The organism is Kribbella shirazensis, assembly GCF_011761605.1.
Taxonomy (GTDB): Bacteria; Actinomycetota; Actinomycetes; order Propionibacteriales; family Kribbellaceae; genus Kribbella; species Kribbella shirazensis.
The window spans coordinates 5,989,389-6,010,594 of record NZ_JAASRO010000001.1; the positions used below are offsets into that span (position 1 = coordinate 5,989,389).

The 21,206-nt window shown below is 70.8% G+C and carries 18 protein-coding genes; 11 read left to right on the forward strand and 7 right to left on the reverse strand.

What is annotated here, in order from left to right:
• Positions 1 to 64 precede the first annotated feature (64 nt).
• From BJY22_RS28935 to BJY22_RS28945, 3 genes are all read left to right on the forward strand, one after another.
• Positions 65 to 844, forward strand: a complete 780-nt coding sequence (locus tag BJY22_RS28935) for an SURF1 family cytochrome oxidase biogenesis protein (RefSeq protein WP_238351342.1) — start codon at positions 65 to 67, stop codon at positions 842 to 844.
• A complete protein-coding gene (locus BJY22_RS28940; protein WP_337759360.1) occupies positions 774 to 2,615 on the forward strand; it encodes a glycoside hydrolase family 15 protein in 1,842 nt (613 codons plus the stop codon). The genes BJY22_RS28935 and BJY22_RS28940 overlap by 71 nt, the downstream gene beginning before the upstream one ends.
• Before the next feature lie 82 nt (positions 2,616 to 2,697).
• The gene (locus BJY22_RS28945) at positions 2,698 to 3,453 is read left to right on the forward strand and encodes an SDR family oxidoreductase (protein ID WP_167212864.1); all 756 of its coding nucleotides are present in this window, start codon (positions 2,698 to 2,700) and stop codon (positions 3,451 to 3,453) included.
• A gap of 9 nt (positions 3,454 to 3,462) precedes the next feature.
• On the opposite strand, the gene BJY22_RS28950 is transcribed toward BJY22_RS28945, so the two are convergent.
• On the reverse strand, positions 3,463 to 3,939 hold the full coding sequence (locus BJY22_RS28950) for a carboxymuconolactone decarboxylase family protein (RefSeq protein WP_167212865.1): 477 nt from the start codon (positions 3,937 to 3,939) through the stop codon (positions 3,463 to 3,465).
• A 66-nt stretch (positions 3,940 to 4,005) separates the two neighbouring features.
• Positions 4,006 to 5,097 (reverse strand): DNA polymerase domain-containing protein, encoded by a 1,092-nt coding sequence (locus BJY22_RS28955; RefSeq protein WP_167212867.1) that lies wholly within the window; start codon positions 5,095 to 5,097, stop codon positions 4,006 to 4,008.
• 168 nt (positions 5,098 to 5,265) lie between these two features.
• Between BJY22_RS28955 and BJY22_RS28960 the strand changes: the two genes are divergently transcribed.
• From BJY22_RS28960 to BJY22_RS28985, 6 genes are all read left to right on the forward strand, one after another.
• The gene (locus BJY22_RS28960) at positions 5,266 to 6,861 is read left to right on the forward strand and encodes a M4 family metallopeptidase (RefSeq protein WP_167212869.1); all 1,596 of its coding nucleotides are present in this window, start codon (positions 5,266 to 5,268) and stop codon (positions 6,859 to 6,861) included.
• A 116-nt stretch (positions 6,862 to 6,977) separates the two neighbouring features.
• Positions 6,978 to 8,702 carry an NAD(P)/FAD-dependent oxidoreductase gene (locus tag BJY22_RS28965; RefSeq protein WP_167212870.1) on the forward strand — a complete coding sequence of 575 codons (1,725 nt, stop codon included), beginning with the start codon at positions 6,978 to 6,980 and terminating at the stop codon, positions 8,700 to 8,702.
• Positions 8,695 to 10,050, forward strand: coding sequence for an adenylate/guanylate cyclase domain-containing protein (locus BJY22_RS28970; RefSeq protein WP_167212871.1), 1,356 nt, complete (start codon positions 8,695 to 8,697; stop codon positions 10,048 to 10,050). The genes BJY22_RS28965 and BJY22_RS28970 overlap by 8 nt, the downstream gene beginning before the upstream one ends.
• Positions 10,051 to 10,170: 120 nt before the next feature.
• Positions 10,171 to 12,555 carry a lamin tail domain-containing protein gene (locus tag BJY22_RS28975; protein ID WP_167212872.1) on the forward strand — a complete coding sequence of 795 codons (2,385 nt, stop codon included), beginning with the start codon at positions 10,171 to 10,173 and terminating at the stop codon, positions 12,553 to 12,555.
• Between the two features lie 88 nt (positions 12,556 to 12,643).
• Entirely contained in the window at positions 12,644 to 13,060 is a 417-nt protein-coding gene (gene msrB, locus BJY22_RS28980; protein WP_167212874.1) for a peptide-methionine (R)-S-oxide reductase MsrB, read from the forward strand.
• A gap of 72 nt (positions 13,061 to 13,132) precedes the next feature.
• Positions 13,133 to 15,166: an AAA family ATPase gene (locus BJY22_RS28985; protein WP_167212875.1), complete on the forward strand. Its 2,034-nt coding sequence runs from the start codon at positions 13,133 to 13,135 to the stop codon at positions 15,164 to 15,166.
• On the opposite strand, the gene BJY22_RS28990 is transcribed toward BJY22_RS28985, so the two are convergent.
• Genes BJY22_RS28990 through hemE form a run of 5 tightly spaced genes read right to left on the reverse strand, consistent with a single transcriptional unit; the run spans position 15,163 to position 19,205 of the window.
• Positions 15,163 to 15,540, reverse strand: a complete 378-nt coding sequence (locus BJY22_RS28990; RefSeq protein ID WP_167212876.1) for a VOC family protein — start codon at positions 15,538 to 15,540, stop codon at positions 15,163 to 15,165. The two genes, BJY22_RS28985 and BJY22_RS28990, sit on opposite strands and share 4 nt — an antisense overlap.
• Entirely contained in the window at positions 15,540 to 16,235 is a 696-nt protein-coding gene (gene hemQ / locus BJY22_RS28995; RefSeq protein ID WP_167212878.1) for a hydrogen peroxide-dependent heme synthase, read from the reverse strand. Before hemQ ends, BJY22_RS28990 begins: the two co-directional genes overlap by 1 nt.
• On the reverse strand, positions 16,232 to 17,641 hold the full coding sequence (gene hemG, locus BJY22_RS29000) for a protoporphyrinogen oxidase (RefSeq protein WP_167212880.1): 1,410 nt from the start codon (positions 17,639 to 17,641) through the stop codon (positions 16,232 to 16,234). The genes hemQ and hemG overlap by 4 nt, the downstream gene beginning before the upstream one ends.
• Complete coding sequence (locus tag BJY22_RS29005) at positions 17,638 to 18,147, reverse strand: GNAT family N-acetyltransferase (protein WP_337759371.1); 510 nt, start codon at positions 18,145 to 18,147, stop codon at positions 17,638 to 17,640. The genes hemG and BJY22_RS29005 overlap by 4 nt, the downstream gene beginning before the upstream one ends.
• Positions 18,144 to 19,205 (reverse strand): uroporphyrinogen decarboxylase, encoded by a 1,062-nt coding sequence (gene hemE, locus BJY22_RS29010; protein ID WP_167212884.1) that lies wholly within the window; start codon positions 19,203 to 19,205, stop codon positions 18,144 to 18,146. The genes BJY22_RS29005 and hemE overlap by 4 nt, the downstream gene beginning before the upstream one ends.
• 115 nt (positions 19,206 to 19,320) lie before the next feature.
• On the opposite strand from hemE, the gene BJY22_RS29015 reads away from it, so the two are divergent.
• Positions 19,321 to 19,923 carry a DUF3000 domain-containing protein gene (locus BJY22_RS29015; protein WP_167212886.1) on the forward strand — a complete coding sequence of 201 codons (603 nt, stop codon included), beginning with the start codon at positions 19,321 to 19,323 and terminating at the stop codon, positions 19,921 to 19,923.
• On the forward strand, positions 19,920 to 21,182 hold the full coding sequence (locus BJY22_RS29020; protein WP_167212889.1) for a ribonuclease D: 1,263 nt from the start codon (positions 19,920 to 19,922) through the stop codon (positions 21,180 to 21,182). Before BJY22_RS29015 ends, BJY22_RS29020 begins: the two co-directional genes overlap by 4 nt.
• Positions 21,183 to 21,206 lie beyond the last annotated feature (24 nt).

The window sequence follows — 21,206 nt, forward strand, 5'->3', positions numbered from 1 at the left end:
CCCCAGCGTACGTGCCGCGCGCCGGCAGTTTCAGGGGATGGCTTAAGTTCGAGACGTGGGTCGCATGATGAACGTCCGCTGGATCGCCGCCGCGCTGGCGATCCTGGTCCTCACCGGCGCGTGCGTGCAGCTGGGCCGCTGGCAGCTGCACCGCCTCGACGAGCGCAAGACACGCAACGAGGTGACCCGGACCAACCTGGCCGCGCCGCCGGCGCCGATCGGCGAGATCGTCGGCCCGCAGGGCGTCGTCGGCGACCAGCACGCCTGGCGGACCGCGGTCGTCACCGGGCGGTACGACGCCTCGAAGCAGGTGATCCTGAAGTACCGCAACGTGCGCGACAAGCCCGGCTTCGAGGTCGTCACGCCGCTGATCCTGCCCGACGGGAAGGCGATCCTGGTCGACCGGGGCTTCCTGGCCCGGCAGAGCTCGGAGCTGATGCCACAGCACGTCCCCGCCGTACCGACCGGCGAGGTGACGGTCACCGGCCGCCTGCAGCGCAGCGAGCGCGGCGGCCGGACGACCGGCGGCACGCCGGAGGGCGGTACGGCGCGGCTCATCAACGGGCCCGACTACGCGAAGGTCCTCGGGCTCGACCTGTACGACGGCTACCTGATGGTGACCGAGCAGAAACCGGCCAATGACCCGGCGCTCGGCGGGTTCCCGGGCCCGGAGATCGACGACGGTCCACACTTCTTCTACGCACTGCAGTGGTTCTTCTTCGCGCTGCTGGCGATCGGTGGACTCGTCTATTTCTCCCGGCAGGAGGCTCGTAGTGACAAATCCGCGCAGCGGCAGCCAGAAGTCGCCGATCGGCCGGAGGCCCGTGCCGGCGCGCCGGATTGAGGACTACGCGCTGATCGGTGACCTGCAGACCGCCGCTCTGGTGTCGAGGCAGGGCTCGATCGACTGGTTGTGCTTCCCGCGGTTCGACTCCCCCGCCTGCTTCGCCGCTCTGCTCGGCACCGACGACAACGGGCACTGGCGGATCGCGCCGCAGAACGCGGACGCGGTCAGCAGCCGGCACTACCGCGGCGACACGCTGGTGCTGGAGACCGAGTGGTCGACGTCGACCGGCTCGGTGCGGGTCATCGACTTCATGCCGCCCCGGGACACCGCGCCGGACGTGGTGCGGATCGTCGAGGGCATCAGCGGGTCCGTCGACATGCGTTCCGCGTTGCGGCTGCGGTTCGACTACGGACACGTGGTGCCGTGGGTACGCCGTACGGACGGCCAGATCGTCGCGATCGCGGGACCTGACGCCGTGTCGCTGCGGTCCGACGTCCACCAGTACGGTCGCGATCTCACGACGTACGCCGACTTCCGGGTCTCCGCGAACGACCGGGCCTGGTTCGTGCTGACCTGGCACCCGTCGCACACGCCGGTGCCGCGGCCCACGAACGCGCTCGAGGCGCTCGAGCCGACCGAGACCTTCTGGACCGAATGGATCGCGCGCAGCAAGACCGCGGCCGAGGTCAGCGACGAGGTGACCCGGTCGGTGCTGACGCTCAAGGCGCTCACCTACGCGCCGTCCGGCGGTATCGTCGCGGCGCCGACGACGTCGCTGCCCGAAGAGCTCGGCGGTCAGCGGAACTGGGACTACCGGTTCTGCTGGTTGCGCGACGCAACGATGACGCTGTCCGCGATGCTGCGGGCCGGCTACACCGACGAGGCGCACGCGTGGCGGAACTGGTTGCTGCGCGCGATCGCCGGTTCGCCGTCGGACCTGCAGATCATGTACGGCGTGACCGGTGAACGCCGGCTGACCGAGTTCGAGGCCGGCTGGCTGCCCGGGTTCGGTGGATCTGCCCCGGTGCGGATCGGGAACGCGGCCGCGGAACAGCTGCAGATCGACGTGTTCGGCGAGGTGATGGACGTTCTCGCGCTGGCCCGGGAGACGCAGATCGGGTCGAGCGACGAGGCATGGCAGCTGCAGCGCGGCCTGATGCGCCGGCTGGAGGACGTGTGGGACGAGCCCGACGAGGGGATCTGGGAGGTCCGCGGCGGGCGGCAGCACTTCACGTACTCGAAGGTGATGGCCTGGGTCGCGTTCGACCGGGCCGCGCGGGCGGTCGAGCGGTTCGGGCTGAGCGGGCCGGCCAAGGAATGGCGGGCGAAGGCCGACGAGATCCATCGGGCGGTCTGCGAGCAGGCGTTCGACTCCGAGCGCAACACGTTCACGCAGGCGTACGGGAGCAAGGCGCTCGACGCCGCCGTCCTGCTGATCCCGCAGGTCGGCTTCCTGCCGGCCGACGATCCGCGGGTGATCGGGACGGTGGAGGCGGTGCAGCGCGAGCTGGCCGCGGACGGGTTCGTCCGGCGGTACCTGACCGAGCAGACCGACGACGGACTGGCCGGCAGCGAGGGCACGTTCCTGATCTGCTCGTTCTGGCTGGCCGATGCGCTCGCGATGATCGGGCGGGTCGGCGAGGCCCGCGACCTGTACGACAAGCTCGTTGCTCTACGCAACGACGTCGGCCTGCTCGCCGAGGAGTACGACGTGAGTTCTGGGCGGATGCTCGGCAATTTCCCGCAGGCTTTCTCGCATCTCGGCCTGGTGAACACCGCCTGGCACCTGAACACGGCCGAGTCGCCGCTGCGCAAGTCGGCGTACTGACAGCCGCCGGCGGACCCGACTCTTGCCGTTGGCCACGAACGGTCGAGGTGCGCGACCGGGTGCGGTGCGGCAGGATGGTGCCGTGGACCTCGGACTGCGCGATCGCACCTACATCGTCACCGGCGCCAGCGCCGGACTCGGCTTCGCCACCGCGAAGGCTCTTGCCGCCGAAGGCGCGCGGCTGGTGATCTCCAGCCGTAACGAGGAGTCGATCAGCCGGGCCGCCGCCGAGCTCGGCGAGAACGTCGTCGGCATCCCGGTCGACAACGCCGAGCCGGACAGCGCCGAGCGGCTGGCCGCGACCGCGATCGCCAAGTGGGGTGCGCTGCACGGCGCCCTGATCAGCGTCGGCGGGCCGCGCGCCGGGACCGCGCTGGACACCGACGAGGAGGACTGGCGGGCGGCGTTCGACAGCGTGTTCCTCGGCAGTCTGCGGATCGCCCGCGCCGTCGCGCGGACGGGGTCGGAGGGTACGTCGATCGCGTTCGTGCTGTCATCGTCGGTGAAGTCGCCGATCAACGGGCTGGCGATCTCGAACGGTCTGCGCCCGGGCCTGGCGATGGTCGCGAAGACGCTCGCCGACGAGCTCGGCCCGAACGGCACCCGGGTCAACGGGCTGATGCCGGGCCGGATCGCGACCGACCGGCTCCGGGAGCTGGACGGCAAGTCCGGCGATCCCGACGCGGCCCGTCGCGCCTCCGAGAAGACCATTCCGCTGCGCCGCTACGGCGACCCGGACGAGTTCGGCCGGGTCGCCGCGTTCGTGCTGTCCCCCGCCGCGTCGTACCTGACCGGTGCCATCATCCCGATCGACGGCGGGGCGCTGCGAACCATCTGAGCCGGGAGCTCAGCCCCACTGTCCCGGCACGTACTCGCCGGTGGCGGGCTGCGCCGTGATGATGTTGAGGCGGTTCCAGGTGTTGATGCCGGCGATCACCGCGACCAGAGCGGCCAGCTGCTCCTCGTCGTAGTGCTTGGTGGCCTCGAGCCACACCTCGTCGGGCACTCCCCCGGCGGCGTCGGCAAGCCGGGTCCCGGCCTCGGCCAGGGCGAGTGCGGCGCGCTCCGCCTCGGTGAAGACGGTGGCCTCGCGCCACGTCGCGACGAGGTTGATGCGGACCGTCGTCTCGCCGTGATGCGCGAGCTCCTTCGCGTGCATGTCGACGCAGACCGCACAACCGTTGATCTGGCTGATCCGCAGCTCCATCAGCTCGAGCGTGCCGAGCGGCACCCCGGCGCTGGTGGCCACCCCGGCCGCCGCGTTCACGTGCTTGATGAACTTGCCGAGAACCGGGTTGGTGAACAGATCCAGACGTGCATCCATAACAGGTGTCTCTCCTAGCGAGTGAAGATGTTGACACCCACCCCGACGAGACAGACCCGAAAAGTGTCAGTCGGTGGCGATCCGGTTGCCGTGTTCGTCCCAGTGCTCGGCGACCTTCTTGCTGGGCTGCACCCGAGGCGGCTCGCCCGGCATCTTCGGGTAGTCCGGCGGGAAGTTCAGCTCGCCGCCGGGCAGCTCCTCCCAGAGGCGCAGCAGCGGGTCGAGCGGGTACGCCGTGTCGTCCATGTCCGCCCACGGGTCGCCGTCGGCGAGGTACTCCGGGACCGTGTGCAGGTTGAACGCCCGCGGGTCGTCGACCTCCGCGAGCCGCTCCCACGTCATCGGCGTACTGACCGGCGCGCCCGGCCGCGGCCGCAGGGACCACGCGCCGGCGACCGTGCGGTCGCGGAGGTTCTGGTTGAAGTCGAGGAAGATCGACGACTCGCTGCGTTCCTCCTTCCACCAGGCCGTGGTCACCCGGTCGTCGCGGCGCTCGAGCTCGCGGCCGAGACCGATCGCGGCGTGCCGGACCTCGTCGAAGGACCACTCCGGGCGGATCCGGACATAGATGTGGATGCCGCGGTTGCCGCTGGTCTTCGGATAGCCCCGCAGCCCGAGCTCCTCGAGCAGCTCCCGGGCGACGCCGGCCACCCGCCGGGCGTCCGCGAAGGTCGCACCCGGCTGCGGATCGAGGTCGATGCGCAGCTCGTCGGGATGCTCCAGGTCGCTCCTGCGGACGGCCCACGGGTGAAAGGTCAGCGTGCCCATGTGCGCCGCCCAGACCGCGGCTGCGGGCTCGGTGAGGCACAGCTCGTCGATCGGACGGCCGTTCGGCGTCAGCACGCGGCAGGTCTCGATCCACTCCGGCGCGCCCTTCGGAAGACGCTTCGAGTAGAACCCGTCGCCCGTCTGGCGGCCGATCGAGTCCACCGAAAGTGTCATGCCCTCGCGCCAGCCGCCGGGCCAGCGCTCCAGCGCGACCGGACGGTCACCGGATGCCTTCATGAACGCGTCGGCCACACCGGCGAAGTACTCGCAGACCTGCAGCTTCGTGACCTCCGGCGCCCATTCCGTCGTCTCGTACACCACCCGGTCCGGGCTGGAGACCCGGACCTCGCGCTCCCCCACGGTGAGCATCACCGCTGTGCTCTTCGCCATTCCGCGACCGTATCGGGTCACCCGGACAATGCGGCGCGATTTCCTGGAACCGTGCGGGAAAGGCAAGTTTTCCCGACCTCTGGCCACGGTAGGTGACCGGGCGGTAACGTTCGTGCACCTCGTTCCTGGGGCGTGAGGCCCCCGGGACACCTGACAAGGAGCGCGAGGATGAACAGATCCGCCCTGTTCGCCGCTGCTACCGCAGTGGCGACCACCACCGCCCTCGGACTGACCAGCGCCACCACCGCGACCGGCGCGCCGACGGCGTCCCCGGTCCCGACCCCCGCCGCGGCCGTGGCCAACGCCCGGGCCGCGATCACGAGCAACCTGACGACGGTGCGGGCCACCACGGCCGACGCGTTCGTGGTCAAGGACGTGATCGTCGACCGGGACGGCACCAGCCACGTCCGGATGGATCGCACGATCGGCGGCCTCCCGGTCCTCGGCGGCGACATCGTCGTTCATCAGACGAAGGACGGCGCCTTCAAGGGCGCCAGCCTGACGCTGACCAGGAGCGCGAACGTCAGCCGCACGCCGAAGGTCAGCGTCGCAACCGCCACCGCCAAGGCCCTCACCAAGGGCGCCAAGGCAGAGGGCAAGCCGACGCTGGTGATCGAGGCCCGCAAGGGCGCGCCGCGGCTGGCCTACCTGGTCACCACGGCCGGGATCCAGGCCGACGGTACGCCGAGCCGCATCACCACGACCGTCGACGCCCTGACCGGCGCGAAGCTCCTCAGCGAGCAGCACGTCCAGACGGCCGACGGTGACGGCAGGAGCCTGTACTCCGGGACCGTGCCGCTCACGACCAGCACCGCGACCGGCGGCTTCACGCTGACCGACGCCGCCCGCGGCAACGGCTACACCGCCGACGCGAACAACAAGATCGACTCGATCTGGTGCCAGCTCTTCGGCATCGGCTGTACGGCGCCGACCCGGTTCGTCGACGCCGACAACCACTGGGGCAACGGCACGAACGCCGACCGCGCCTCGGCCGCCGTCGACGCGCACTACGGCGCCGCGACGACGTACGACTACTTCAAGAACCAGCACGGCCGCAACGGCATCTTCGGCGACGGCAAGGGCGTCCCGAGCCGCGTCCACTACGGCTCGAACTACGTGAACGCGTTCTGGGACGGCAAGCAGATGACGTACGGCGACGGCGACAACGTCGTCGCGGGTCCGCTGGTCTCGATCGACGTGGCCGGCCACGAGATGTCCCACGGCGTCACCGAGCACACCGCGAACCTCACGTACTCCGGTGAGTCCGGCGGCCTGAACGAGGCGACCAGCGACATCTTCGGCACCCTGGTCGAGTTCTACTCGAACAACACGTCCGACCCCGGTGACTACTACATCGGCGAGAAGATCATGAAGGACCGCCCGGCGCTGCGCTACATGGACAAGCCCAGCAAGGACGGCAACTCCGTCGACTGCTGGTCCTCCGGTGTCGGCAACCTGGACGTGCACTACTCCTCCGGTGTCGCGAACCACTTCGCGTACCTGCTCGCCGAGGGCAGCGGCGCCAAGACCATCGGCGGTCTGCCGCACAACTCGCCGACCTGCAACGGCTCGACGCTCACCGGCATCGGCCGCGACAAGCTCGGCAAGATCTGGTTCCGTGCGCTGACGACGTACATGACGACCGGTACGACGTACGCGCAGGCCCGGACCGCGACGCTGAACGCGGCCACCGACTTGTACGGCGCGACGAGCCCGGAGCGGGCCGCGGTCGCCGCCGCCTGGTCCGCCGTCAGCGTTAACTGACCCAGGCCGACAACTGAGGTTTCGCCGGGGGCCTGTCCCACTGGGGCGGACAGGACCCCGGCGAACAAACGTTTTGACCATTGCGGCGGTCATGGTCCGGACCTACCGTCACAACCATGGGTGGGGAACCCGGGGGAAGGCCGAGGCTGCGTGCGGCCCGGCCGTTGCTGCTCGTCGTCGACGCTGACCCGGAGCGTCTGGAGCGATGCGAGACAGAGCTGGACCGTGGCTTCGGAGCCGATTTCCGGGTCCGGGGCGAACTGACGGCCGCCGAGGCGCTCGACTGCCTGCGACGGGCCCACGAGTGGGAACAGCGGGTCGCCGTGGTGCTGGTCGACCACGCGCTGCCCGACGACGAACGCGCCGAGATCCTGGCGGCGTCGCGGACACTGCATCCGGACGCGCGCCGCGCGCTGCTGATCGAGTGGGGCGCGTGGGCCGATCGCACCACCGCGTCCGCGATCCTGTCCGCGATGTCGGTCGGCGACATCAACTACTACGTGCTCAAACCGTGGATCGGCCACGACGAGCTGTTCCACCGGACGGTGGCCGAGTTCGTCCAGGAGTGGTCGCGGTACGAGGTCGCGAACCTGCGTGAGGTCGTCGTGATCGCGGCGGGCAACTCGGTCCGCGGTCAGGCCGTGCGCAGCCTGCTCGCCCGCAACGGGATCCCGAGCGCGTTCCGGGAGAGCGGCTCGGCGCTCGCGAACGACGTACTGCAGTTCCTCGACGAGCCGGATCCCGGTGCCGGCGTACTGGTGTGGATGCCTGCGGTCGGCGGGGCCGTGCTGCACGATCCGACCGATGCGGAGATCGCCGAGGCGTGGGGCGTGCCGACCACGCTGGAGTCCGAGGACCCGGAGTTCGACGTACTGGTCATCGGGGCCGGTCCGGCGGGGCTCGCGGCGGCCGTTTACGCGTCGTCGGAGGGGTTGCGCACGCTGGTCGTGGAGCAGGAGTCGATCGGCGGGCAGGCGGGGACCAGTTCGCTGATCCGGAACTACCTGGGCTTCTCGCGCGGGATCCGGGGGTCGGAGCTGGCGCAGCGCGGGTACCAGCAGGCGTGGGTGTTCGGCGCGCATTTCGTTTTGATGCGGACGGTCGAGCGCCTGGAGAAGCGTGACAACCGGTTCCATGCGGTGATCGGTGACGTGGGCGAGGCGACGGCCCGCGCGGTGGTCCTGGCGACGGGCGTCGCGTACCGGCGTCTCGACGTACCGTCGCTGGAGAAGCTGGTCGGGAACGGCGTGTACTACGGCGCGAGTGTGTCGGAGGCCCACGGGCTGAAGGATCGGGACGCGTGCGTCGTCGGCGGCGGGAACTCGGCCGGTCAGGCGGTGCTGCACCTGGCCCGGTACTGCCGCCACGTGCTGCTGGTGATCCGCGGCGAGGACCTCTCGGCGAGCATGTCGCAGTACCTCATCGACGCGATCGACGCGGCGGACAACGTGACCCTCCGGGCGTCCAGCGAGGTCGTCGGGGGTGGCGGCGACGGCAGGCTGGAGCACGTGACGTTGCGGGACCGGCGGAGCGGTGACGAGGACACGGTGCCGGCGGACGGGCTGTTCGTGATGATCGGCGCCGTACCCGGAACGAACTGGCTTCCGGCCGAGGTCGGGCGGGACAAGCGGGGCTTCGTGCTCGTCGGGTCGGATGCCGGTGTGAGTCCGCTGTGGCAGGAGAGCCGGCCGCCGCAGCCGTACGAGTCGACGATGGCCGGGCTGTTCGCGGTCGGCGACGTTCGCTGCGGGTCGGTCAAACGGGTGGCGTCCGCGGTCGGTGAGGGATCGGTGGTGGTCTCGCAGATCCACACGCATCTGAAGGTCTCGTCGGATGCCTGAGCGGCGGTTCGTCTACACCCCCGCGATGGTCGGGCTGACGGCGCTCGTGTTGCTGGTGCCGCTCGCCGGGATGCTGTTGCTGCTCCGCCAGCCGCGCTTCGACGTGCGGTGGGAACACCATCCGGCGCACTTCTGGCTCGTGCTGATCACCGCGGCGCTGAGCGCCGTACTGGCGTACACGACCGGTGCGGCGGCGCTGCGGCGGGGTGACGCGCGGGTGCTGTTCGTGTCGCTGGCGTTCCTGTCCGCGGCGGGGTTCTTGGGGCTGCACGCGCTGGCCACGCCGAAGGTGCTGCTCGACACGCCGAACGCCGGGTTCACGCTCGCTACCCCGGTGGGGGTTGCGTTGGCGTCGGTGTTCGCGTTCCTGTCCAGCCTCACCGTCTCGGGTGTCAGGTGGGGGCGCATACTGCGGATCGGTCTGCTGGTGCTGATCGGTCTCTGGGCTGCGGCCTCCGTACTGCGGCTGCCGCCGCTGCACGGCACGTCCGTGCCGGAAGTTGCCGACGGCATCCTCGCCGGGCTCGCCGTACCGGCTGTCTTGCTGTACGGCGTGGCGGCGGGACGGTACCTGCGGACGTGGTGGACGCGGCCGTCGTTGATGGTCCTGTCGATGATCTCCGCGTTCGTGCTGCTCGGAGAGGCGATGGTCGCGCTGGTGTTCGCGCGGAACTGGGCGCTGTCGTGGTGGGAGTGGCACGTGCTGCTGCTGGCGGCGTTCGTGCTGGTCGTGACCGGGGTCCGGATCCAGTGGTACGAGGAGCGGTTCGCGGACCTGTACCAGGAGGACACGGTGGCGGGGCGGCGTGAGCTGAGCGTGTTGTTCGCCGACCTCCAGGGGTTCACGACGTTCTCCGAGAACCACGATCCGGCCGAGGTCACGGCGATGCTCAACACGTACTTCGAGGTCGTCGTACCGCCCGTGGTGCGGCGGCACGGCGGGGACGTCGACCGGATCATCGGGGATGCGCTGATGGTCACGTTCAACAAGCGCGGGGACCAGCCGGATCACGCGCGGCGGGTGGCGGCGGCCGGGCTGGCGCTACAGGAGGCGGCGAGCGCCGTACGGGCGGAGCACGCGAACTGGCCGCAGTTCCGGGTGGGGATCAACAGCGGGGTCGCGTCGGTGAGCCTGCTCGGGACGGAGGGCGGGCGGACGCACACCGTCATCGGCGACACGGTCAACGTGGCGTCGCGAATCGAGGGCAAGGCGCCCGGCGGAGGCGTCGCCATCGGCCCGGCCACGAAAGCGCTACTACCGCAGGCCCGCACCGAGTCGCTCGGACTGCTCAGCCTGAAAGGAAAGGCCGAGCCCGTCGAGGTCTACCACCTCCTCGACCTCGCCTGACCGCCGCCCGCTCCCCCGTCCGCTCGGTGGGGTGCATGATCACCCGTGCCTTTTGGGTGGGACCCGGGTGTTCACGTGTTGGACCTTGGACTGTCAGCGTGGCGGTGTGACAATCCGGCCATGTCTGCCCTGATCCGATCACGGCGCCTCGGCGCTCTTGTGGTCACCTCCGTTCTCGCCTTCGCCGGCGCCGCCGTGGTGGTCGCCGGCCCTGCCGGTGCCGCATCGCCCGATGTGGTCATCACCGAGGTGTACGGCGGAGGAGGCAACAGCGGTGCGCCGTACACGCACGACTTCGTCGAGCTGACGAACAACAGCTCGGCCCCGGTCGACGTGAGTGGCTGGTCGATCCAGTACGCCTCGGCGGCCGGTACGTCGTGGCAGGTCACGAAGCTCACCGGCACCATCGCGCCGGGCGCGGCGTACCTCGTCCAGGAGGCCGCCGGCGCTGGGAACGGCCAGCCGATGCCGACGCCGACCGTCACCGGGACCATCCCGATGTCCGCGTCGGCCGGCAAGGTCGCCCTGGTCACGAACCAGACCGCGCTGGCCTGCGGAGCCACCTGTTCCGCCGACGCCGCCGTCCGCGACTTCGTGGGCTACGGCACCGCGAACGACTCCGAGACCGCGCCCGCGCCGGGCCTGTCGAACACCACCTCGGCGGCCCGGATCGACCCGACGAAGGACACCGACAACAACGGTGCCGACTTCGCCGCGGGCAACCCGTCGCCGGGCACGCTGACCTCGACGCCGACCGAGCCGCCCGTGGACGCGAAGATCCACGACATCCAGGGCACCGCGCACCGGTCCCCGCTCGAGGGCAAGCGGGTCCGCAACGTCACCGGCGTGGTGACCGCGAAGAGCGGCAACGGCTTCTGGTTCCAGGACCCCCAGGCGGACGACAACCCGGCCACGAGCGAGGGCCTGCTGGTATTCACCAGCTCCGCGCCGACGGTCACCGTCGGGCAGGCCGTGACGGTCGAGGGGTCGGTCGCCGAGTTCCGCCCGGGCGGATCGGGCGGTACGACGAACCTCACCACCACCGAGCTGACCAACCCCGTCGTCACCGTTACCGGCACCGCCGCGGTACCGGCGCCGACCGTCGTCGGACCGGGCGGGCGGGTGCCGCCGTCGACCGTGATCGAGGACGACGCGTCCGGTGACGTCGAGACGACGAGTACGGCGTTCGACCCGGCCAGCGACGGCCTCGACTTCTGGGAGTCGCTGGAGGGCATGTGGCTGGGCATCGACCAGCCGCAGGTCACAGGGCCGACGAGTTCGTTCCGTGAGCTGTCGGTCGTGCCGGCGGGCGCGAGCGTCCGCTCGGTGCGCGGCGGGATCGTGTTGCAGGAGACCGACAGCAACCCGGAGCGGGTGCTGCTGGACGACGCACTGTCGCCGATCCCGACCGCGAAGACGGGCGACAAGCTGGACGGTGTGGTCACGGGCGTTCTCGACTACTCGTTCGGGAACTTCAAGTTCCTGCCGACCACCACGCCGACCGTGATCGACGGCGGGGTGACGCGTGAGCGCACCAGCGCCTCGTCGCCGGCGCAACTCTCGGTGGCGACGTTCAACGTGGAGAACCTGGACCCGTCCGACGGTGCCGCCAAGTTCGACGGGCTGGCGCAGGCGGTCGTCCACAACCTCGCGTCGCCCGACATCATCGGACTCGAGGAGGTGCAGGACAACGACGGCGCGATCAACTCCGGTACGACGGCCGCGGACAAGACCCTGAACCTGCTCACCGCCGCGATCGTGAAGGCGGGCGGTCCGCAGTACGCCTGGCGGCAGATCGACCCGGTGAACAACGCCGAGGGCGGTGAGCCGGGCGGCAACATCCGGGTCGCGTTCCTGTACCGGACCGACAAGGCGGTCAGGTTCGTCGACACGCCCGGCGGCGGTTCGACCGTCGCGACCACGGTCGTCACCGACTCGGCGGGCCGTCCGCACCTGAGCGCGTCGCCGGGCCGGATCGACCCGGCGAACCCGGCCTGGGCGGCCGCCCGCGTTCCGCTCGCGGGCGAGTTCCGGTGGCACGGGCAGACCGTGTTCGTGGTCGTGAACCACTTCAGCTCCAAGGGCGGCGACGACCCGCTGTGGGGCCGGTTCCAGCCGCCGGTGCAGGACACCGCGCCGAAGCGCCACCAGCAGGCAGCCGCGGTGCGCGGGTTCGTCGACCAGCTCCTGGCGAAGGACAGGGGCGCGAACGTCGTCGTTCTCGGTGACATCAACGACTTCGACTGGTCGCAGACCACGGACATCCTGGTCGGATCGGGGCGGACCGCGCTGATCGACCTGCCGCGGACGCTGCCGGTGAAGGAGCGGTACAGCTACGTGTTCGAGGGGAACAGCCAGATCCTGGACCAGATCCTGATCTCGCAGAACCTGCGGCCCGCGGCGGCGTACGACATCGTGCACATGAACGCGGAGTTCCCCGACCAGATCTCGGACCACGACCCGCAGGTGGCCAAGCTGATCCCGCTACCGTCCTGGGTGCGGTGACATCGGGGGTTGCGGGAGTCTTACGTGGCGGCGGCCGGGCGGGGCCAGGAAAGAGACACGGCCTTGCCCGGTCGCCGATACTTGTGATGTGACTGATTCGACCAAGGAGTACGCCGTACAGAAGTCCGAGGCGGAGTGGAAGGCGCAGCTGTCCCCCGCCGAGTTCCACGTGCTGCGCCAGGCCGGCACCGAGCGGCCGTTCGTCGGTGAGTACACCGACACCAAGACGGTCGGGGTGTACAAGTGCCGGGCGTGTGAGGCGGAGCTGTTCCGCAGCGAGACCAAGTTCGACTCACACTGCGGCTGGCCGTCGTTCTTCGCCCCGCTCGCCGAGGACCGGGTCGAGTACATCGAAGACTCCACCCTCGGCATGAAGCGCGTCGAGGTCCGCTGCGCGAACTGCGGCTCCCACCTCGGCCACGTCTTCGAGGGCGAGGGCTACGGCACCCCCACCGACCTGCGCTACTGCATCAACAGCATCAGCCTCACCCTCACCCCGGCCTGACGGTTGGCCGCCGGTCACCCGCTGTGGTCCTAGACTGGGGCGGCTGGTGGCGGTTCCTCTGGAAGGAAATTGGTGGCTGACGACTTCCGTAGTCCGCGGGTTCTGGATGTGCTGGCGGCAGAGGAGCCGTGGGAGGTTCCGGGCGCGTGGGTGGCCCGGGTCCGGGGCCGGCTGAAGGCCTGGGGCGACGACCCGGACGCGTTGCGGCCGTTGCGTCCCGAGGCCTTCCCGGACTTCGTCAAGGGCACCCCGGCGGCGGTCTGGTTCACCCATCAGGTGGCGCCGCTGCTGACCGGGTGGATCCCGGTGCTGCACGGTGAGTACGCCGACCTGTCCGCGGAGCTCACGCACGACTTCTACCGGCCCTCGTCCCGCGTCGGCGGCAACGGTCACATCATCTACGTGGCGCCGACGGACTGGCACCTGCAGGCGATCGCCGGTGCGCGCGGCTTCCGCGAACACGGCCGGAAGCAGGCGCTGCAGCTGTCCCGCGACGTCGTCCGCCTGTTCGTCGACGCTCCCCCGATGGCGGCCCGCGCCGAGGCCCTGACCGCCGCCTTCGAGCGGGTCCTCGCCGACCGCGACATCACCCACCTGCACGTCACGGGCGAGTACGACGAGATCGCGAAGTACTGGCGTACCGACGCCCTCAAGGACTCCGAGCGCGCCGTGCTCCCCGAGCTGGCCGGCCCCACGGCCGCCCTGCGGTACTCGCTGAACTCCATCCGCGACACACACGCCCGGCTCCTGATGACGATCCCGGACGAGTACGCCGGGGACTTCGCCCGCGTCCTGGCCGAGCTGATCCTGGCCAGCGGGCTGCGCGGCATCCCGCAGCCGGTCGCGAACATCCTCGGCGACGCCGCGGGCGACGTGCACAAGGTGCTGCAGGAGATCCACCAGGACTTCGACCAGCAGACCTGGAACGGCCACGTCAACCAGTGGATGTCCCGCGCCATCCGCACCGGGCACGCACCGCTCGCCCGGTCCTGGGGCGCTGCCGCCGCGCGCGTCGGCGTCCACCTGTCCGGCGTGCTCACCAGAGAGCCGTGGCCGGAGCCGGAGATCCCGGACCTGACCACACTGTTCCGGATCCTCGACCGCGAGCGCTGGAGCGCCCTCGAAACCGCGGCCGCTGCCGACAAGGACGCCTCGCTCTCCGCCGCCTGGAAGGGCGTGCAGAACGAGTCCACCGACGAGAAGGCGGCCGACGACGGCACTCTCGACGAGCCGTTGCCGAAGCCGCTCGACTTCAGCGACGACCCGCTGGCCGAGCTCGACTCGCTGATCGGCCTGGAGTCGGTCAAGGATGCCGTCCGCCGGATGGTCGCCGAGGTGAAGACGAACCTGCGCCGCACCGAGCTCGGGCTGCCCAGCCACGAGCGGGCCCGGCACATGGTGTTCGTCGGCAAGCCCGGTACGGCGAAGACGACGATCGCCCGGCTGCTCAGCCGGATCTACCACCAGCTCGGCGTCCTGGAGAAGGGGCACGTGGTCGAGGTCGACCGTTCCGACCTGGTCGGCGCCGGCGTCGGCTCGACGGCGCCGATGACCGCGGCCAAGTTCCGCGAGGCGCTCGGCGGCGTGCTGTTCATCGACGAGGCGTACAGCCTGACGCCGGAGAACACGCCGGGTGACTACGGCCTGGAGGCGGTCGCGACGATCCTGAAGCTGATGGAGGACCACCGCAACGACTGCATCGTGATCGTCGCCGGGTACCACCGCGAGATGCAGCGGTTCATGGAGTCGAACACCGGTCTGGCGTCCCGGTTCCCGAAGCTGCTGTCGTTCAGCGAGTACGACACCGACCAGCTGGTCGCGATCTTCGAGCTGCAGGCGCGGCAGAAGGGCATGATCTACGGCGAGGAAGTGCTGGACAAGGTCCGCAGCGTCATCCCGCCCGCGCCGCGCGGTCACAGCTTCGGTAACGGTCGTTTCATCCGGAACGTCCTCGAGGAAGCCGTCTCCAACCAGGCGACCCGGCTGTCCTCCATGGACCCCGACAAGCTGACCGAACGGGATCTCCGCGAACTCATCCCCGCCGACGTCCGTCCCCCGACGTCCATGCGCGCCGAGGACTACCTCCTGCAGAAGCCCGGCACCTAAACCGGGGTCGCCAGCGCTACCGGGTTGCCTTCGGGGTCGGTCAGGTAGGCCTGGCGTTCGCCCCAGGGCATGGTGGCGGGCTCCTGGAGGATGGTGTGACCGGCCGCGCGGAAGCGTTCCACCTCGGCCTCGACGTCGTCGACGTACACGAACAGCTCGAAGCGTGGCGCCGTACCGACCGTGATGCCGAGCTGCGCCTCGGGCCAGTTGGCGTCGGACAGGCCGAGGGACGAGTCGCCGCGCTCCAGGCCGACGTAGTGCGGGTCGCCCTCCAGCGGGAACTGGTACGTCGCCTCGTAGCCGAGGAGCGTGTAGAACTCGACGGACCGGCGCACGTCGGCGACGTACAGCACCGGGAAGGCCTTGCGCCGCATCAGACCAGGTTGGCGATCAGCTCGCCGAGGCCAGTGCGCTTCCCGGTGTAGAACGGGACCTCCTCGCGGACGTGCCGCCGGGCCGTGGACGCGCGCAGGTCACGCATCAGGTCGACCATCCGGTGCAGCTCGTCCGCCTCGAAGGCCAGGATCCACTCGTAGTCGCCGAGCGCGAACGACGCCACCGTGTTCGCCCGGACGTCCGGGTAGGTGCGCGCCATCTTGCCGTGCTCGGCGAGCATGAACCGGCGCTCCTCGTCCGGCAGCAGGTACCACTCGTAGGACCGGACGAACGGGTACACGCAGACGTAGGGCCGCGGCTCCTCGTCGGCCAGGAACGCCGGGATGTGGCTCTTGTTGAACTCCGCCGGCCGGTGCAGCGCGAACTGCGACCACACCGGCACCAGGTGCCGCCCGAGCCGCGAGCGGCGCAGCGCGTGGTACGCCTGCTGCAGCGCGTCCGACGTCGGCGCGTGCCACCAGACCATGAAGTCCGCGTCGGCCCGGAACCCCTCGACGTCGTAGATCCCGCGGATCACCACGTCGTCGGCGGCGAGCTTGCCGACCAGCTCGGTCAGCTCCGCCGTCAGCTCGTCGCGGTCCGCGTCCCCGAGCGGCGTCTCGACCTTGAAGACCGACCACAGGGTGTAGCGGATCACGTTGTTGAGCTCACGGGCCTTCGGCTTCTCAGTCACGACTTCATTGTCTCCAATGCGTTCAGGTGCTCCCGCACCCGGGTGGCCGCCTTGCCGCCCGAGGCCACACACGCGGCGATCCCGACCCCCCGGTACGCCGCTCCGCACACCGCCAGCCCCGGTACGCCGGCCACCGCGGACTCCACCCGGTCCACGCGATCCAGGTGCCCGACGGCGTACTGCGGAAGTCCGCCGCCCCACCGCGTGACCAGGGACCCCACGACCTCCGCCTGCAGGCCGATCGCGTTGCGGAGATCGGCCACCGCGAGCGCCACGAGCTCCTCGTCAGAGCGCTGCAGCACGAACTCCTCACCGAGCCGGCCGACCGAGGCACGCAGTACGGCGAGCTCTCCCCCGGCCTCCGCGGACCAGGCCCACTTGGCATGCGAGTACGTCGACGCCTTGATCGTGCGGTCCTCCACGGACGGGACGAGGAAGCCCGAGCCGGTGGCGTCCGCGGGCCAGTCACGCTTCCGGACGGTGAGTGTGACGATCGCCATGCTCGCGTACTCGATCGTCGCCAGCTCGGTCGACGCGGCCGGCGCCAGCTCCGCGAGCATCCGGGCGGCGGGCGCCGCGGGCACGGCGACCACGACCGCGTCGGCGGTCAGGTACGTCGGCGCGGGCACCGGTCCGGCCTCCAACTGGTAGCCGTCCGCGGTCCGCGTGATCCGTCGTACGGCGAGCTTGGTCCGGATCTCCACACCGCGGGCGGTCAGGTCCTGTTCGAGGGCGGTGACGATGCGGTTGATCCCGCCCACGACGCCCGCGAACACCGGCTGGCCGGCGCGCTGCTGACCGAGCGCGCGCAGCTCGGCCGCGGCGGCGAGCAGGCTCGGGGCGGTGCGCAGCCGGGCGTACAGGTCCGGTACGGCGGCGGCGAGCGAGATCTCCTCGGCCTTCCCGGCGTACACCCCGCCGAGCAGCGGATCGATCAGCTTGTCGGTGACCGCGGACCCCATGCGCTCGGCGACGAACCGCCCGATCGCGACGTCCTCGGTCAACGCGGGTGCGGGCAGCTCGGCCTCGTGCGCGACCTGCTCCGCAGCCGTCGGTCCGAGTACGTCAGCCGTCGCGGACGGATCCACCGGGACGCCCATCACGGTCGGCGGGATCGCCCGGATCCGGTCGCCGATCCACAACCCGGCCGAAGTGGTGGCCGGATGCACCAGGTCGTCCCCGAGCCCGACCGCCCGGATCAGCTCCACCGCTTCCGGCCGCCGCGCCAGCACCGACTCGGCGCCGAGGTCGACCGGAACACCCTCGATCGCGTCCCCGGCCAGCTTCCCGCCGAGCCGCGGCGATCCCTCGAGCACCGTGATCCGCGGCGGATTCGGCCCGGTGGCCAGCGCGTGCGCCGCCGCCAGCCCGCTGATCCCGCCGCCGACCACGACCACCCGGTTCACGCGTCCGCCAGCTTCAGCTGGTACTTCTTCCCCGGCCCGAGATCGGTCGTGCTGGTTCCGACCGGCCGGAAACCGGCGCGCGTGAGCACCGCCTGCGACGCGGGGTTGCGGTCCGACGCCCCGGCCCGGAGCGACGTCAAGCCGTACTCCGTGGCCGCGATCTCGATGGTCGCCCGCACCGCGGCCGTCGCGAGCCCCTTCCCGGTCCACTTCTCCGCGATCCGGTAGCCGAGCTCGGCCTCGACGTTCTCGAGATCGATCAGGTTCACCCGGCCGGCCACGGCCCCGGTGCTGTCGACCAGGACGTGGAAGCGGCAGATGCCGGCCTCCTGCTCGGCGAGCAGGGCGGCGTGCCGGGTCGCGAACTGTGCGAAGTAGTCGTCACCGCGGTCCCAGATCCACGAGGCGAAGTACGCCCGATTCTCCAACTCGAAGGCGAGGAGGGCGTCCTCATGGTCGGCACGCATCGGCTCCAGCGTCACCGTGTGATCGGGCAGACGGATCACCGCGCGCTCCGGGTCTGCACGTACTTCACGATCCGCTCCAGCACGTCCGGGTCCGCGTCCGGCGGGACCCCGTGACCGAGGTTGAAGATGTGCCCCGGTGCGGCCTGGCCCTCGGCGAGGATGCGGTCGATCTCGGGCTCGATCGCCTCCCAGCCGGCGAAGAGCAGCGCCGGGTCGAGGTTGCCCTGGACCGGCTTCGGAGCGCCGCCGGCGGCCGTGATCCGGCGTACCGCCTCGTCCAGCGGGACGCGCCAGTCGACGCCGACGACGTCCGCGCCGGCCGAGCTCATCAGGCCGAGCAGCTCGCCGGTGTTCACACCGAAGTGCACCCGGGGTACGCCGTACGGCGCGAGCGCCTCGAAGACCTTCGCGGAGTGCGGCAGGACGAACCGCTCGTAGTCGCGCGGCGACAACCCGCCCGCCCACGAGTCGAACAGCTGGATCGCCGACGCGCCGGCCTCGACCTGCACCGACAGGAACGCGATCGCGACGTCGGCCAGCCGGTCGGCCAGCGCGTGCCACAGCTCCGGAGCGGCGTGCATCATCGCCTTCGTCCGGGCGTAGTCCTTGCTCGGCCCGCCCTCGACCAGGTACGACGCGACGGTGAACGGAGCGCCTGCGAACCCGATCAACGGCGTACCACCGAGCTCGGCGACCAGTTGCTGCACCGATTCCGTGGTGAAGGGCACATCGGCCGGTGTCACCGGCCGCAGCGCGGCGAGACCCGCGGCGTCGCGGATCGGGTCCGCGACCACCGGGCCGATCCCCGGCTTGATCTCGATGTCGAATCCGGCCGCCTTGAGCGGGAACACGATGTCGGAGTAGTAGATCGCCGCGTCGACGCCGTAACGGCGGACCGGCTGCAGCGTTATCTCGACGACGAGGTCGGGACGCGTACATGACTCGAGCATCGTGGTGCCCTCCCGCACCGCGCGGTATTCGGGCAGCGCGCGTCCCGCCTGCCGCATGAACCACACCGGTGTGTGCGGCGGCTGCTCCCCGCGGGCGGCGAGCAGGTACGGCGAACGGGCGAGCGATGGGTGTTCCGTCGGGGGCACACAGCGATGATCCCACGCTGTGATCGGCGCCCCGCAGGCTGGTCGCGTCCATACACACTCAGCTACCGGCGCGTCTAACCGGGCGGCGGTGAGTAATCGGTCGTAGGCTGCCGATATGGGTGCCCGCAAGCAGGTCGACGCGCCACCCGCGGAGTTCGCCGAGGCAGTCTCGCAGTTACGAGGTGCCCGGTTCCGGCCCGAGGTTTTCGTCGAGGAGATGCCCGCACCGCAGCGGATCGCACCGCATGCGGCCGCGGTCAGCGCCGACGTGACGGTCGACGGTGACGATGTCGCCACCGGCCGTCTGGTCGTCCTCTACGACCCGGCCGGGAACGACGCCTGGCAGTCGACCTTCCGCTGTGTCGCGTACGTGCGTGCCGCCGTCGAACCGGAGATGGTGACCGACGCGCTGCTCGGCGGCGTGGGCTGGACCTGGCTGATGGAGGCCCTGGCGGACCGCGGCGCCGACTTCCTGGCACCGAGCGGTACCGTGACCAGGGTGGTATCGGAGAGCTTCGGCGGCATGGCCGACGACGACGCGACCGCGGAGATCGAGATCCGCGCGTCGTGGAGCCCCGTGCCCGGACCCGGCGGCGCCGTGGACGTGACCCGGCACGCCGAGGCGTGGGGCGAGGTGCTGTGCACTGCGGCCGGACTGCCTCCGGTGCCGCCGGGGGTGGTCGCGATGCCGACCCGGCGCGGGCAGCGGGGCCGATGAGCCCAGCCGACACCCAGCCGCCGTCCACCCCGGACGACCCGACCGCACACCTTCCCCTCCTCGAACTGAGGGACGGGCTGTCCGACGTCGTCGACACCGATTCCGCCCTCACCGAGACCGTCGAGGCGTTCCGCTCCGGCACCGGCCCGGTGGCCGTCGACGCCGAGCGCGCGTCCGGCTACCGCTACTCGCACCGCGCCTACCTGGTCCAGCTGCGCCGTGAGGGCGCCGGCTCCGCACTCGTCGACCCGATCCCCTTCGGCGACCTGTCCGCGCTGGGCGACGCGATCGTCGACGCCGAGTGGATCATCCACGCCGCCAACCAGGACCTGGCCTGCCTGGCCGAGGTCGGCATGGTGCCGCGGAAGGTGTTCGACACCGAGCTCGCCGGCCGCCTGCTCGGGTACCCGAAGGTCGGCCTCGCCTCGCTCGTGAGCGAAGTACTCGGCTACCGGATGCGCAAGGAGCACTCGGCCGCCGACTGGTCGACCCGGCCGCTCCCGGCGCCGTGGCTGGTGTACGCCGCGCTGGACGTCGAGATGCTGATCGAGCTGCGCGACGCGATCGAGCAGGAGCTGCGCCGCGAGGGAAAGTGGGACTGGGCGCAGCAGGAGTTCGCCGCGATCCTGGACGCTCCCCCGCGGGAGCCGAAGCCGGACCCGTGGCGCCGTACGTCGGGGATGCACCGGGTCCGGAACCGCCGCAGCCTGGCCGTCGTCCGGGCGCTGTGGGAGGCCCGCGACCAGATCGCGGAGTCCGCGGACATCTCCCCCGGCCGGATCCTGCCGGACGCGGCGATCGTCGAGGCCGCGTCCGCGATGCCCACCGACCGCGACACGCTCCAGCGCCTCACCGCCTTCAAGGGCCGCGGAGCGCACCGGCACATGCGGAGCTGGTGGGAGGCGGTCGACCACGCGCGCCGCCTGCCCGACTCCGAGCTCCCCAAACAGGGACCGCGGTACGACGGCCCGCCGCCGGCCCGCGCCTGGGCCGACCGCGACCCCGACGCCGCCGCCCGCCTGTCGGCCGCCCGCGCCGCGGTCGCCGAGATCGCCGAGGCCCACCGCCTACCGACCGAGAACCTCCTGGCCCCCGACACCATCCGCCGCCTCGCCTGGTCCCCGCCCAAGGACGTCGACCTCGACGTGGTCATGACGTTCCTCCGCGACCACCACGCCCGCCAATGGCAGATAGCCCTCACCGCCGAGGCCCTCACCGAAGCCATGACCTCCGAAGCCAAGGTCAAGCCGCTCGACTGACCAACTCCTCGTCCTTGGCCAGGT